The following is a 15,435-nucleotide window of genomic DNA, read 5'->3' as shown; positions in this document are numbered from 1 at the left end:
GAAGAAGTTTACATAAATCGCCACTCCTATTATATTACAAGGCTCCGTAAGGCAATCATCAAAAATAATTCACATAACCCAAATGGATCTTCGACTGGCGCAGGTTGAATTTGGCATCGTCGCGCTTGCCGGCCGCATAGGAGATATTAAAGATACCTGCTTTGGTTTCAAAGGCCATCCCCAGCCCCACTCCCAGAAAGGCATTGCTCACGTTGACCGCAGGCACCGAGTTTTTGGCCCAGCCCAGATCGGTAAAGGCAAACAAGAAAGAGTTCTGTCCCAATAAATACCGGTACTCCAGCGTACTGACGGCGTAGCGGGATGCAAATATGCTCTCCTCGTCAAATCCACGCAGCAGCCTGTAACCGCCTATCTGGAAAAGCTCGTTACGGAAAATACTGGGACTCTCAAACCATCCTCCACTCACTCCCAGTTTCAGTGCAGAAGCCCTTGTGAGCCGGAAATAATGGGTATAAGCCAGTTTGACCCTGAATTGATACGCATTCAGGTTTACCGTATCGTACAGACTATTAAAGTCAAAATCAGGGGCGCCTTCATCGCGCAACTTTACGATCGAGCTGTTCTTATTGATCTTTTTGGTACCAGCCGATAAGTTGATCAAAAACTCATTGCCACGCCGTGGGTTATAACGATAATCTGTATTGAACCACTCATAGTTCACCCCAATGTTTACAGAACGGACATCCGCCTCGGTGGGCAGCTTCCGGGAATTCTTTACCTGAAAGGTATCTACTGTAAGCAGGTTGGAGGTAAGGTTCTGCAGGTAAACACTGCCTGTTTTATTGGCCGCCAGCGCATATTGCAGCCCCAGCAGCAAACTGATATTGACAAAAGAGGAGTCCTTCTTAAAGAGGTCGAACCCAAAATTGATCCCAAATGGCGAATTGAATAAGTAAGGATAGGCGAATACGATATTGAGCCGCGGCGATTTCACCTGCACCTGCTGCCAGTTAAGTCCGATTGTTTCCCCGCCGCCCAGCGCATTCTTCAGATTGATGGTAGCTTCCCCTGTCACCAACAGTTTGTTATTGACCGTTTGATCGCTGGCGGGCAGAAAGCCTACCAACACGTTGACCTGACTGCTCTTTTTGGGAGCGAGGTAAACATTGAGGATCGATCCGGTGCCAAGCATGGTAAGATCCCAGGATTGCTGCTCCTGCACATAGGGCAATTCGTGGATCTTCTTACTGATGGTTTGTAGACGGTCTTTCCGGAAGACACTACCATTAGGTATGCCAAGGTAATGTTGCAGGAAGACGTCCGACAGCTTTGCACTGCCTTTATTGGTGATGCTGTCGATCCGATAAAGCGGGCCTTTGTCCACTTTCAGGGAAGCTTCATACGCATCGCCCTGAACATTGATACTGTCGAGGCGTACCCGGGCAAACGGATGACCATTGTTTTCAAGGTAGTCAAGTATACGCTGCTGAAGATTTTGCAGGGAATTAAAGTCCACCGGCTTCTGTGCTGCGCCTTTCCTGTTTGCCCAGTTCAGCTGTTCGAGAATTTTGCGGTCTACGGAATCCATATTGAGCCGCGCCCATTGCAAGGGCTCGCCCACATACAATTGCAGGGATGCCGAAAGGCTGTCGTATATAACACTGTCGACCGAAGCTGCCGGATATCCCTTAGCGCCCAGAACAGCCGGCAGGGCATTCACATATTCCACACACTGATCGCCATTCCGGAAATCGGTTTGGAGGCGCAGGTTCCGGACAATGAAAATGGAATCTTTGTCTACCGAATTGATCTTCAATCTATACTGGGCCGATAGCAGGCAGGGCAGCAGAAGAAGGATGATCGCGATGCCCCCGCTGCCCATATGCCGATATACTGCTACCTTTGCCATCATCCGTTTCAACAATTGAACTGTAATATCCGATAAAAATACGGAACCCAATGGCAGGCATCTATCTCCACATACCCTTTTGCAAACGTGCATGTCATTATTGTAATTTCCATTTTTCAACGACGTTACGACTCAAGAACGATTTTCTGGATGCTTTATTGAAGGAGATCGAACTGCAGAAAGACTATCTAGGCACCGAATCGGTCGAAACCATCTATTTTGGCGGCGGCACGCCATCGCTTCTTACCGCCAATGAACTTCAACGCATACTTTCGGCATTGGGGAATACCTTCAACATTGCGCCTGGCGCCGAAGTGACCCTCGAAGCTAATCCCGATGATATTACCGCCTCGTTATTGTCGGAGTGGCGGGGCAATGGGGTGAACCGATTGAGTATCGGCATACAATCTTTTTTCGAAGAAGACCTGCAATGGATGAACCGGGCTCATACGGCCCGGCAGGCTATCGACCAACTCGAGTTGGCATTACAGCAATTTGACAACATGACCATCGACCTGATCTACGGCACGCCCACCCTGTCGGATGAACGCTGGCAGGAAAACGTGCAGCGCGCTTTGTCCCTGAAAATACCTCACCTGTCCTGCTATGCGCTGACTGTGGAGCCGAAAACCGCGCTTGACAAAATGATACAGAAACACCAGGTCAGTAATGTACAACCCGACGACCAGGCGCGTCAGTTCCTCCTGTTAATGGACTGGGCAGGGGCAGCTGGTTATGAGCATTATGAGATCTCCAACTTTGCCTTGCCGGGACATCGCAGCCGGCACAACAGCTCGTACTGGCAAGGAAAGAAATACCTCGGGCTTGGCCCGTCGGCACACTCCTTCGATGGTAAAGGTCGACAATGGAACATCGCGAACAACGCCCTATATATTCAATCGCTTGTCAAAGGCACGGTACCCTTCGAAGAGGAAATACTGACAGCCGATCAGCGGCTGAATGAATATATTATGATCTCGTTGCGGACGATGGAAGGATTAAACCTGGAGCAGGTGAAGGTATTGGCCGGAGAAAAGGTCATGAATGAGATCCACCGGCAAAGCCTACGATACATTGATCAGCAATTGTTGACCGAAAAACACAATCGGCTGACTTTGACCAAACAGGGGAAATTATTTGCAGACAGGATGGCGGGTGACCTGTTTGTTTAGGAAATACATTAACCCAAGAGAAGGTTAGGCTTATACGTTAATGCTCTCCTTTGTGGCCTTTGAGGTATTTCACCAATTCCACCAAAGAAAGTATCCCGATGATCACCAGGATGGCAAAGGGGCCATATGCTTGAAATGAGAAAGGCATAATCTTATAACAAGGTACACATTTTAGACCAGTACGGTTTCTATTTGTTTAAATCCAGTGCCAGGTTTAACATTTTCCCACAGTATCCGGTAAACGGCGGTGGCAATAGGCATATCCGCCTGAACGGCTTGATTTATGTCATGAATACATTTACACGCATAATACCCTTCAGCCACCATGTTCATTTCCAGTTGGGTAGCCCTCACCGAATATCCCTTACCGATCATATTACCAAAAGTTCGGTTACGACTGAACAGTGAATAGCAGGTTACCAGCAGGTCGCCCAGGTATACCGAAGCCGAGTAATTGGCGGCTTTTCGATGGGTAACCGGGTCTTCCTCGTGGATGCCCACCTCTATATGCTGAATACCGACCTTTTTTAGAAAACCCGCCATCTCATCAGCACAATTGGCGATCAGCACACTCAAAAAATTATCTCCGTACTCCAGTCCATGAGCAATCCCTGCTCCCAGTGCATAGATATTTTTGAGAATGGCGGCATATTGCACCCCGTACACATCATGGTTGACGATGGTGTTGATATTCTCTGTCTTAAAATAAGTCGCGATTTCCTCGGTAAATGTTACATCCACCCCCGAAAAAGTGAGGTACGACAATTTCTCCGCAGCGACTTCCTCGGCATGGCAGGGGCCCATCACCGTAAAATAGTCGGATTGCGGTAAACCGTATTCCGCTTCGAGGTAGTCGTTCAACAATAAATTCTTCTGGGGGATGATCCCTTTTACGGCCGAAATGATCTTTTTTCCGGCAAAGGCCGCCTTGTCAAGTGGTTGAAGGGTATCGAGAATATAAGCGGAAGGGACTGCGATCACGAGGCAATCGCTATTGGCTACCACCGTTTTAATATCGGTGTTAAGGGCAAGCAGGGAAGTGTCGAAAGAAACGGAGTGCAGGTAATGCGGATTATGGTGGCGCTGTTGCAGGTGCTTTACGATCTCTTCTCTGCGCACCCACCAGTTGATCGCCTTCTTATTATCGGTCAGGATCTTCGCCAATGCTGTTGCCCAGCTACCGCTGCCTATAACTCCTACTCTCATGGATATCGTTATTTGCCCCAAATGTAAGGAAACGGGTGCAAGGTACAAGGCCCGGGCGAATGCCCGGGCCTTGTACCTTGTTGAATCTTATTTATTTGCATCGGCACCTTCGCCATGCCGTTACTTCTTCACTTCAAATAATTTGTCGGCTGGCACTACTTTCACTTTCTGGCCATCCTTCAGCGTTTTGCTGATGATGTTGTAAGGAGCCGTTACGATCTCCTCGCCTTCCTTCAAACCTCCGAGTATTTCGATATAATTAATATCCTGGATGCCGGTGCGCACTTTCACGCGCTTTACGGTCCCGCCGGGCTGCATGACGAATACGACCTCATCAAGATCGCTCGCCAGGCCGGCCTTCGTTTCCTGTTGAATTCCTTCTTCTTCCTTTTTATCTTTCTGCTCATTCGCCACTTTGTCGGTCCCTTTTTCACGCGTCGTTACGGCGTTGATGGCAGCAGCGATCACATTTGCCTTGGTGAGCGTTTGTATGTCGGCACTGGCATTCATACCCGGACGGAAGGGAAACTTCTTGGGTTTGGAAGGATCGATGAGGTCTTTGTACGAGCTGGGCAGGATGCGTATGTGCACTTTATAGTTCGTAACATCGTTGGAGGTAGCCGCAGCAGCGCTGGCAGCAGTGGTATTACTGCTCGCGATCTTGGTAACGATACCTTTAAATTTCCGGTTGTTGTAGGCATCGACCTCGATGAGGGCGGAATCGCCCAGGTTCACTTTGGGAATATCGTTCTCGCCTACGTCCACCTGTACTTCCATGACACTGAGGTCGGCAATGCGCATCATTTCAGTACCCGCCATCATAGAGTTACCTACCACCCTTTCGCCCTTCTTGACGTTCATGAGCGATACTACGCCGTGCATGGTTGCCACTACAGCAGTACGGCTAAGGTCTTTATCGGCTCGTTCGAGACTGGCGCGGGCGCTCGCGATGGCTGCCTCGCCGCTACGAATATTCTGCAGTGCCGCGTCGTAATTAGCCTGGGCCGTACGCAGGTTGTTGGTAGCTTGGTCAAACTCCGACTCAGAGATCACTTTATCGGACCTCAATTGCTTTTGACGTTCGTGCGTTCGCTTAGCCAGTTCCAGGGCCGACTTGAGGCTTTCGAGCTGGGCTTTGCTGTTTCCCACAGTCGCCTGCTGTTGATCTACCTGTGCGGCAGCCTGTGTGCGCTGTGAAGAATAAATATCTGCGTAGATACGGGCCAGTACAGCGCCTTTCCGAACGCTATCGCCCTCATCGTAATTCAACTCCACGATCTCACCCGAAATATCGGGACTGATCTTCACCTCCACTTCCGGAAACACTTTTCCACTGGCATTTACGGTTTCGATGATCGTGCGTTTGGTGACCTTTTCAGTCGACACCTTAATGCCTTCTTCCTTGCCGATCACCCCACCACCTTTCAGCGCCAGCAGCAGTACTACAACAACTACCAGTATGATGATGATCCACCAGATTTTTTTCTTCTTCATAATTCGATTATTGGTTGTACAGTTAGTCTGATATCTCTTATTTGGAAAGCCTGATCCCTTCCCCTTTATAGAACTCCAGAACCTTCATCTTGAACACATAGTCAAATTGGGCGGAAGCCCTGTCGAATTTAGCGCGGGTCAGGTTATTTTGACTGATGAGCAGATCATAGGTATTGAGCAACCCAACCTCATAACGCTTCATGGCATAGTCATAGGTTTTCTGGGTAATGTCTACCGATTTTTGTGATGCATTAAACTTTTGCAAGGCGGCAGAAGCGCTGTAGTAGGCTTTGTAAATATCGTTCTTCAGGGTTTGATCTATTTGCTCTTTCGTCACCAGGGCATTTTTTACATTCAATTTTGCCCGCTCATAACTAAACTTAGCCTGCCCACCACTGAGAATGGGTACTGAAATAGTAAACCCAAGGTTTTGGCCAAAGTTGTTGTTGATCTGGCTTCCCCAGCCATCCCAGATCTGACCAAATGATTTCTTGTTGGTGGTAAACCCGGTTTTAGGAATATATACGGGATATTGCGCCGTTGGTGTCTGCGCGTATCCGATTGCTTCAACACCATTGAGGAAAGGACTGCTTTCTTTGGTGGCGCTCGTGAAATTGGTACCAAGTCCGCCACCTATTGAGATAGTCGGAAACATACCTGCCCTGATAGATTTTAAGGACGAATTAAAAGACTGGATCCGCAAGCCAATAGCCTTTTGGGCAGGTTGACTTTTCATAGCGATCTGAAATACTGTTTCCGGCTGCAATTGCAGTATCGGATCGACCGGAATCTGATCAACCGGAGGATTTTCGATATCAAAAGGTGCGCCGGCATCGACGTTCAACGCCACTTTCAAGGTGAGCATAGCCTGATCGACATTGGACAGTGCAGTAATATAGTTAGAACTGTCGGTGGCATATTGGCCTTCAATGGTCAATGCATCCAACTCCGGCACGGTACCGGCATCTACTTTCTTGCGGGTAAAATCGATCTGGCTCTTGGTTTGATGCATCGCAACCTGAGTAATCTCAAGTTGTTGCCTCGCCAGCAAAACCTGCAGGTAATAAGTAGCTACATTGAGCGCCACATCATTTTTGGATTTCTCTACGTCCATATGAGCCGCATCCTTCAAAAAGCGGCTGGATAGTATATTATTCTTGATCCGGTTCCAGTTAAAAACGGTCACACCCGCGCTCACATTGAAGCTTTGAAAGACATTCGATATATTGGTGTAAACGTTGGTGGTGCGGTCGATGGATCGACCCCATTGTACACCCGTGCTGGTGCTGAAATCGACGCCCGGATACTGGCCCCATTTGCTTTGCTTGAGGTCAATATCAGCAATCTCGGCGTCTATACTGCTTTGTTTAATGGTTATGTTATTGGCCCATGCATATTCCACACACCGCTTCAGGTCCCACTTTTCCTGGCAGGTAACGGTACCCAACAAACCAAATTGCAACAATACAGGTAACAGAATTTTCCTTTTCATAGAACAATTCAATGATTAATATTCGGGGGATTGCCTGGTAAGCAACTTTGCTCCTGACCTAACCACACAAAATACAGCAAGCCCAGCAAAGCATGAAAAAAAATACGGTTAAAATTGCCTCCGATCGTAAGCAGAAAGCCTGCCAGCAACCATTTCGAGGGCATGAAGGTCTATCTGCTCCGGTATTCCGGAAACACGCAAAGGCGCACCTGATCATGCTGCCGCCCGGGCAACATCAGTGCACCGCCGCAAAGGCTTGTTCTATATCTGCCACCAGGTAGTCGGGCTCTTCCAGTCCGATGTAGAACCTGATCATCCGGTGTTCTCTTTCGGCAGCATCGAATTGGTCTGGTTGAACAGAAGCACAACGGGGGATAGCCAGGCTTTCGTAGCCGCCCCAGCTGACCGCCATCATAATATGTCGCAGTGATTCACAGAAGGTTACAATTTCGTCCATTTTTTTTGCCCGCATCACGATCGTCAGCAGGCCGCAGGCGCCTGTCATTTGCTTGCGCGCCAGCTCATACTGGGCAAATCCTTCGTCGAGCGGGAAGATCACCTCTTCTACCATGGGGTGTTGCTGCAGGTAGGCAATCACCTTGCGGGTCGATTGCGAAATGCGATCCAGACGGGCGGGCAGGGTGCGGAGGCCCCTGATCAGCAGCCAGGCGTTGAAGGGAGATACGCCGTTGCCCATATTCAGCAGTTCATTGTCGAAGATCTTTTTCATCATGTCGCGGGTGCCCGAAAGCACGCCCGCCACCACGTCGCTATGCCCACCGATGTATTTGGTGGCCGATTGCAGCACCATGTCAATACCCATTTCGATCGGTTTCTGGAACAAAGGCGTGCTGTAGCTGTTGTCGCAGATGGTCACAATGCCCTCGGCGCGGGCCAGCTCGGCAACCGCACGGAGGTCCTGCAGGGCATAATCCCAGCTATTGGGCGATTCAAGGTAGATCACTTTGGTATTAGGGAGAATGGCCCTTTCGAAGTTTTCGATCTGCGTACCATCCACATAGGTCGTATTGACACCAAATCGAGGCAGCGCATTATCGAACATCTTTTGTGCCCAGGTATAGGGCTTTTTGACCGAAACGATATGATCGCCCGACTGCACGTTGGCGAATACGGAAGCAAAGATGGCCGAAGCCCCGCTGTTGAATACGAGGCAGTCTTCTGCCCTATCGAGCGCAGCGAGCTTCTTTCGCAATATGTCTATCGTAGGATTGAGCCCCCGGGTATACAGGTAATTGCTGTATTCGTCTTCAAATACCTTGCGCAGCTCCTCCACCCTCTTGAAGGCGAAGTTGCTGGTTTGCATGATGGGAGGTGCAATCGCTCGGAAATACTGCTCGCGGTCTTCCCCCAGTTCATTGAGGATGTATGACAGGTCATTGTCGGGCATCATAACTTAATTATCAGTTTTCGTTGGGCTTGTTTTCGGCATTAAAAAATACAGTATCATAAAACCGGCCAGTACCAGCACGCCGATCAGGGCCGTCATCGGCTTATTGATGATGATGCTGATGCAGACAAAAATATAGGCGGCTATGAAGATCAGGGGTTGCAGCGGATAGAGTTTCATAGAATAGATGCCGGTGCCATCCAGGTGTTTCGTTCGTTTACGGAGCATGAAGATCGAGCCGGCCGAAAGCGCCATTCCAAAGCAATCGAGAAAAATGGTAAAGCTCAATATCTCGTCGAAGGTTTTGGCGAAGAACAGCACGATGATACAAACAATGGTAAATACCGTGAGTGAAGTCACCACCACTTCCTTTTGTTTCGACTTGGCCTTGAACACGGCTGGCAATACACCGTCTTCACTCATGGCGAACATGACACGCGGGTTGCTCAGGAGTTGCACGTTCACGTAGGCTAGCACCGAGAGGAAAAGCAGGCCCGAGAAGATATCGGCACCGTCCTGCCCCAGCAATTTAAAGGCGATCACCGAGGCAATTTCATTGGTATTCTTCAGATTCTCGAATCCAACGATCTTATAGTAACTGTAATTGACGGCCAGGTAGAGCGCAATAATGGCTGCGATGCCAATAAAAATGCCTCTCGGAATATTGCGGGAGGCATTGTTCACTTCATGTCCGAAGTTGATGGTTTGCTGGTAACCGCCGTAGGTAAAGGAGACCGCTACCAGGCTCATACCAAAGGATTTGATGTATTGATCCCAGCCGGCTGCTGCAGGAGCCACGTGGGCTGCGCTGTTATCATGATAAAGTGATGGAAAGAACAGCGCCGCAATCAGCATTACGACCATGCCGATCTTGATGATCATGAGTACGTTCTGCGTTTTAGCGCTCATACGCAGTCCCAATAGATTAACCCCGTAAAAGACGATGATCCCTACTGCGGCGATGAATACCTTGGTAAGGTCGGAGACTGGCCCGGGAAGCAGCACTTTACTGATATATCCGGCGCCGATCAAAGCCACACCCGATAAAGAACCAGCATTCGATACGAGGATGAGACAGTTTATGGAGAACGCCAACGAAGGGTGATAGGCATAAGAAAAGATGCGGTAATATCCGCCGGTGGCCGGGTGCCGGGAACCGATTTCGGCGTAGGTAAGGGCCCCGCAAAGGGCCACCAGACCGCCCACGATCCAGGCGGCGAAAAACACACCGGGGGTTAAGGCATCCTTAGCAGAGTTCGAAGCAGTTCTGAATATGCCCATTCCGATCACCAGGCCAATAACGATCATGGTGAGATCGAATAAGCTGAGTTTGGACTTCATTCGCGGAAGATAAAGAAAAGCAATGATCTTTAAACCACGCATTTTCCGGCATTAACGCCTTCCGGCAACCGGTTGACGCCGTTTCATTTTGAGCCTGGCCACATTTTATGGATATCATAGCACCTGCCCGGCCAATAGCCCGGCATAGATTGCTGATGTTTACGTCGCGTGCCGTTTGTTTTTGATTATTTTTACATCCTGGCTCTCCCGATAGAAACAGCCAACTTTGGAGCTGTTTCCGGGCGATTACCAGTTCATAAAAACGAAGACACTTCGGATGAAAAACACCCTGCTTTTTGTACTCACCGGCCTGCCGGCCGTTCACCTCACTGCCCAGGAAAGACCCGCTCCCGATACGGCAGTCACCCTGCAAACGGTCACTGTAAAAGCATACGAACAGAACCGCCAGTTGAAAGAGGTTTCGGGCGCTATCAATTACATTGGCAAGCCCCAGTTGGAAAGATTCAGCAATACCAGCCTGTTGCCAGCCCTCAATACCACGCCCGGCGTGCACATGGAAGAACGCTCGCCCGGCAGCTTCCGCCTTAATGTTCGCGGCAGCACCCTTCGTTCACCTTTTGGAGTCCGTAACATAAAGGTGTACTGGAACAATATCCCTTTTACCGATCCCGGCGGCAATACCTATCTCAATCAGCTGAGTTATTATAATATCAATTCCATCGAAGTGATCAAAGGACCCGCCGGCAGCCTGTATGGAGCCGGTACGGGTGGCGCCGTGTTGCTGAACAGTCAGCCCGACCAATGGACCAAAGGCGCCGATGCCGGTTACATTCTGGGCAGCTATAACCTGAACAGTCTTTATGCACAGGTGAGGCTGGGCGGCGAAGACAACCACAATAGCTTTGGATATACCCACCAAACCAGCGATGGTTATCGCGATCATACCCAGACGCGGCGCGATGTGGCCACCTGGGAAACACAATTAAGGATCAACGAACGCCAGTCGCTGCAGGCCAGTGTACTGTACGGCGACCTTTATTATCAAACGCCAGGTGGGTTGACAAAGACTGAATACAACAACAATCCCCGCGGCGCCAGGCCCAATGCCGATGCGTTGAAAGCAGGTATTTATCAGCAAACATTCCTCGCCGGCCTTTCGCACCAATACCGCATCACCGACAAGCTCGATAACAACTCGGTAGTATATGGCGCTTTCTCCATTATCAAAAACCCCACCTTCCGCAATTACGAGAAAAGGACCGAACCGCATTTTGGCGGCCGCACAGTATTCAACTGGCTCCATGCTTTCGAGGCAACGCAGTTAAAACTTTCCTGGGGTGCCGAAGCACAGCGTGGCTTCTTCAACACCAAAACCTTCCAAAACAAACAGGGCAATCCTGATTCTGTCCTAACCGATGATGATATCAACAACTGGCTCTATTCGGTATTTGCACAGGCATCTGTGCAATTGCCCGGCAACTGGAATCTAGACGCAGGAATCAGCTTCAATAAATCATCTATCACCATCACACGCCTGTCTGTCCCTTCTTTTGTGCCGGTAAATCGAACATACAGCAACGAGTGGGCGCCCCGTGTGGCCTTGTCGAAGAAGATCATTCCTCAACTATTGATCTACGCCAGTGTGGCTAAAGGTTTTTCTCCACCCACTACCCAGGAGGTACTGCCTTCTACGTCGGTGATCAGCACGGGCCTCAACCCGGAACAGGGCATAAATTATGAAGCAGGCATTAAAAGCAGTTGGCTGCAACAGCGCCTATATGTGGAAGTGAATGTTTTCGACTACCGCTTGAAGAATGCGATCGTTCAGCGCCGCGATGCCAGCAATGCCGATTATTTCGTCAATGCAGGTTCTACGAAACAGTTTGGAATTGAATCGCAGGCCTATTACCAATTGCTGCCGGGCCGCCATGGTTTCATTAGTGGTGCCAAGGTGTGGGTGAGTCATACCTGGAGCCGTTTCAAATACGATGAATTTAAACAAGGGGCTACCGATTTCTCGGGCAAGCAATTACCCAGCGTAGCGCCGCATATCGTAGCCGCGGGCCTGGACCTTACGACACGCCCAGGCATTTACGCCAACCTCACCTGGTATTATAGCGATCCCATCGCCCTCAACGACGCCAACACCGAGAAGGCATCGGCTTACCAGCTGAGTGGTGGTCGCCTGGGCTGGCGCACCCGCCTCGCAAAAGGCTTGATGGCCGATTTCTTTGCCGGGGCCGATAACCTGTTCGATGTGCGTTACAGTTTGGGTAATGACATCAATGCCGCTGCTGGCAGGTATTTCAATGCAGCTGCCGGCGCCAATTATTTTGGAGGCATCATCCTGAAATACAACAAATAACAACTTCCCTTCCCGGCGAGGTCACCAGACATCCGGGAAGGGTTTTTTATTGCATTGGCACCTACCCAGGTTGGGGTTGAAACAGCCCCTGCCCCTGTTTGTGAAAATTAAAGAACAGTTAAAAACCCCAACTCTTTATTACATTTGCAGCCGTAATTGGTTTCCGGCCGCCCGCACAAGCGGCCTGGATTAAAAGGGAAACCGGTGTAAATCCGGTGCTATCCCCGTAGCTGTAAGTTTTAGTGATTCGGACTTTTATGACAGGTAACCTTATCGCCGTTCGTCATGCCGATTCTCTTTAAGTTCAATCTTCAAACCACTGTTTGACCCAACAAACGGGAAGGTGTTGAACTCAAAACAAGCCAGAAGACCTGCCAGTTATACGCATCGACATCGACGAGCTTTCGGGTGAAAAGCCGGGATGAAAAGGTCTTACTGCAGAAGACATTTCATTTCTGTTTGTATTCATTTATTGCCGAAGGTTCATAGTTCTTCATTTCAAACAAACTATGAGCATGATTAAAAGATTACTTTCTCTCACTGCCCTGCTGGCTGCTCTTTATTCACAGGCGCAGGATTCTACGGCTGCAAGAGCCATGGACGAAGTAGTGGTAACCGCCACTAAATATCCTAAAAAGACTTCCGAAACCGGTAAGGTGATCACAGTGATTAGCCGCGCACAGCTTGACCGCAGCGCCGGCAAGGACCTTTCCCAATTACTCAATGAACAGGCTGGCATTTCCGTAAATGGGGCCAACAGTAACCCAGGAAAAGATAAGGCCGTTTACCTGCGTGGCGCCAAATCAGACTACACGCTGATCATGGTGGATGGCGCTCCTGTTTATGATGCCACCGGCTCCAGCAGCAACTTCGACCTGCGTATGATGCCCATCGACAATATCGAGCGCATCGAAATACTTAAAGGAAGTCAGTCAACACTCTATGGCTCCGACGCAGTGGCCGGTGTTATCAACATCATCACCCGCCAGGGAGGCGGCAAGCAGGTCGCTTCGCCTTACGCCACCGTTTCTTACGGCAGTTACGAGACACGTAAGGTGAATGCAGGCGTTAATGGCAGCGTAGACAGATTTTCTTATAATGTAGGCTTCACCCATTTAAAGACAGCTGGTATCAGCGAAGCAACCGATGCCGGGAATACCGGCAAGTTCGACAAAGACGGCTATGAGCAAAACTCTATCCTCGCCAACTTTGGAGTGAAGGTATCGCACGCTGTTAAAATATCCCCCTTCTTTCGGTATAGCAAGTTCAACAGCCAGCTGGATGCCAACGCTTTTGCCGACGACAAGGATTATAGCTTCAACCAGCAGAACATACAAGGAGGTTTGCGCAGTGAAGTTTCGTTGGGTAGAGCCAAACTGAACCTCTTGTACAATTTAACCTATACAGAGCGGAACTACCTCAATGACTCTACCATCAAAGAATCTATTTTCGATGGTTACAGCACAGGCTATTATAAGGGCAATGAACATTTCCTGGATGCCTACATTCATACACCGCTTGCCGAGAACCTAACGTTCACCGGCGGCGTAGACTACCGTAATGGCATCACTGACGTGAAGACAGCCGGTGTATATAAATATGAAATGGGCGGGGTGATCTACAACGGCGAATATGCCAGTACGATCAGTACCGATTCGGCAAAACAGCACCAGGTGGGTGTGTATGGTGCACTGACCTACAACAGACGTGGCTTTAACGTAGAGGCCGGCGGCCGCTTCAATAATCACTCCGTGTATGGCAGCAACGGCGTATTCAGTTTCAACCCCTCCTACCTGATCAACCGGCAGTTCAAGGTATTTGCGAACATCTCTTCTGCTTACAAGGTACCCACCCTGTATCAGTTGTACTCCGAATACAAGAACCCGTTCACCGATCTTTCGCCCGAGAAAGCGATCACGTATGAAGGTGGTGTGCAATACGCTTCTACCAACAACCTGATCAACGCACGCGTGGCGGTGTTCAAACGCAACGTACGCGACGCGATCGTGTTCTATACCAACCCCAATACCTTTGCGAGCTACTACATCAACCAGGACAAACAAAAGGACTGGGGTTTCGAAATTGAGCCCACGATCAACATTAAGGAGAAAGTAAAACTGATCCTTTCCTGGGCACATGTTGATGGCGAGGTGACCACCAAAACCGGCGCGAAGGATACTACATATTTCAATCTGGCACGCCGCCCCAAAGATATTTTCAGTGCAACGGTGAACTATCATGTGATCAAGGGCTTGTTTGTGAGCGCCGGTGTGCAAAGCTTCGGCAAGCGTACAGACCTCGATTTCAGCACCTACCCCACATCGATCGCCAAACTGAAAGCCTATACCCTGGTGAATTTCTATGCAGAATACCAGGTGATCAAGGCCATCAAGGTTTTTGCCGATGTGAAGAACCTGGCGAATACTTCTTACGTGGAAGTGCTTGGTTATAACACTTTAGGGCGTAATTTCAATGCCGGAATCTCGGTACGTTTATAATTAATAAAACAATTGATATGTCTTCGAAGAAATTCAATCCCCGTATGTTGGTGCTGCTGGCCTTTATGCTGCTGGCTGCCGTGGTGAGGATCGTTCTTACCAAGGAAGCTAAAATGTCGCCCCTGGCAACCTTGACCCCGCTGGGTGCAATGGCCCTGTTTGGCGGCGCCTATTTCAGCAAAAGCTACAAAGCCTACCTGTTTCCTCTGCTCACACTCTGGATCAGCGATATTATCCTCAACAGGATGGTGTACTACGGCGAATGGCGTTTCTTCTTCGAAGGTTTTTACTGGACTTATGGTGCATTTGCATTGATCGCTTTTGCGGGTCAGCGCCTGATCAAAAAGGTATCAGTGACCAATGTGGTGCTGGCCTCTTTGGTCGCCACCCTGATCCACTGGATCGGCACCAGCCCCGGCTGTTTCGTGATCGCCGAATCGATGTATCCCAAAACCTGGGCCGGTTATTTCACCAGCCTGGTGGCAGCTATTCCCTACGAAAGAAGTTTTCTGTTGGGCACCCTGCTCTATAGCGGAGTATTCTTCGGAGGTTTCGAGCTGCTGCAAAGAAGGTTTACCACGCTGCAGGTTGCACAGCCCAAAGCTTAATATATCTTTTGTGTAAAGCC

General features: G+C 49.5%; 10 protein-coding genes and 1 riboswitch. Of the genes, 4 read left to right on the top strand and 6 right to left on the bottom strand.

The annotated features are described in order from the left end of the window. Window positions 1-58: 58 nt before the first annotated feature. Window positions 59-1,873, bottom strand: coding sequence for a BamA/TamA family outer membrane protein (locus tag P2H89_RS02170; RefSeq protein ID WP_275824845.1), 1,815 nt, complete (start codon window positions 1,871-1,873; stop codon window positions 59-61). Between the two features lie 47 nt (window positions 1,874-1,920). On the opposite strand from P2H89_RS02170, the gene hemW reads away from it, so the two are divergent. Next, on the top strand, window positions 1,921-3,042 hold the full coding sequence (gene hemW, locus P2H89_RS02165; protein WP_275824844.1) for a radical SAM family heme chaperone HemW: 1,122 nt from the start codon (window positions 1,921-1,923) through the stop codon (window positions 3,040-3,042). 171 nt (window positions 3,043-3,213) lie between these two features. Here the strand turns inward: hemW and P2H89_RS02160 are convergent, their stop codons facing one another. The 5 genes from P2H89_RS02160 to P2H89_RS02140 all read right to left on the bottom strand — a co-directional run bounded on the left by P2H89_RS02160 (window position 3,214) and on the right by P2H89_RS02140 (window position 9,983). Then, the gene (locus P2H89_RS02160) at window positions 3,214-4,248 is read right to left on the bottom strand and encodes an NAD(P)H-dependent glycerol-3-phosphate dehydrogenase (protein WP_275824843.1); all 1,035 of its coding nucleotides are present in this window, start codon (window positions 4,246-4,248) and stop codon (window positions 3,214-3,216) included. 120 nt (window positions 4,249-4,368) lie between these two features. After that, a complete protein-coding gene (locus tag P2H89_RS02155) occupies window positions 4,369-5,742 on the bottom strand; it encodes an efflux RND transporter periplasmic adaptor subunit (protein WP_275824842.1) in 1,374 nt (457 codons plus the stop codon). Window positions 5,743-5,779: 37 nt separating this feature from the next. Beyond that, window positions 5,780-7,234, bottom strand: a complete 1,455-nt coding sequence (locus P2H89_RS02150; RefSeq protein WP_275824841.1) for a TolC family protein — start codon at window positions 7,232-7,234, stop codon at window positions 5,780-5,782. A 235-nt stretch (window positions 7,235-7,469) separates the two neighbouring features. Then, complete coding sequence (locus P2H89_RS02145; protein ID WP_275824840.1) at window positions 7,470-8,645, bottom strand: PLP-dependent aspartate aminotransferase family protein; 1,176 nt, start codon at window positions 8,643-8,645, stop codon at window positions 7,470-7,472. Between the two features lie 3 nt (window positions 8,646-8,648). Then, window positions 8,649-9,983 carry an APC family permease gene (locus P2H89_RS02140; protein WP_275824839.1) on the bottom strand — a complete coding sequence of 445 codons (1,335 nt, stop codon included), beginning with the start codon at window positions 9,981-9,983 and terminating at the stop codon, window positions 8,649-8,651. A gap of 277 nt (window positions 9,984-10,260) precedes the next feature. Between P2H89_RS02140 and P2H89_RS02135 the strand changes: the two genes are divergently transcribed. The 3 genes from P2H89_RS02135 (at window position 10,261) to P2H89_RS02125 (ending at window position 15,415) form a co-directional block, all read left to right on the top strand. Continuing rightward, window positions 10,261-12,309 carry a TonB-dependent receptor gene (locus P2H89_RS02135; protein ID WP_275824838.1) on the top strand — a complete coding sequence of 683 codons (2,049 nt, stop codon included), beginning with the start codon at window positions 10,261-10,263 and terminating at the stop codon, window positions 12,307-12,309. A gap of 140 nt (window positions 12,310-12,449) precedes the next feature. Continuing rightward, a riboswitch (cobalamin riboswitch) is annotated at window positions 12,450-12,703 on the top strand. Between the two features lie 121 nt (window positions 12,704-12,824). Beyond that, window positions 12,825-14,807, top strand: a complete 1,983-nt coding sequence (locus P2H89_RS02130; RefSeq protein ID WP_275824837.1) for a TonB-dependent receptor — start codon at window positions 12,825-12,827, stop codon at window positions 14,805-14,807. A 17-nt stretch (window positions 14,808-14,824) separates the two neighbouring features. Beyond that, a complete protein-coding gene (locus P2H89_RS02125) occupies window positions 14,825-15,415 on the top strand; it encodes a DUF6580 family putative transport protein (protein WP_275824836.1) in 591 nt (196 codons plus the stop codon). Window positions 15,416-15,435: the final 20 nt, after the last annotated feature.

The sequence above is a fragment of the Paraflavitalea sp. CAU 1676 genome (genome assembly GCF_029223285.1).
Classification (GTDB): domain Bacteria; phylum Bacteroidota; class Bacteroidia; order Chitinophagales; family Chitinophagaceae; genus Paraflavitalea.
This window is presented reverse-complemented; position numbering and strand designations above follow the sequence as displayed.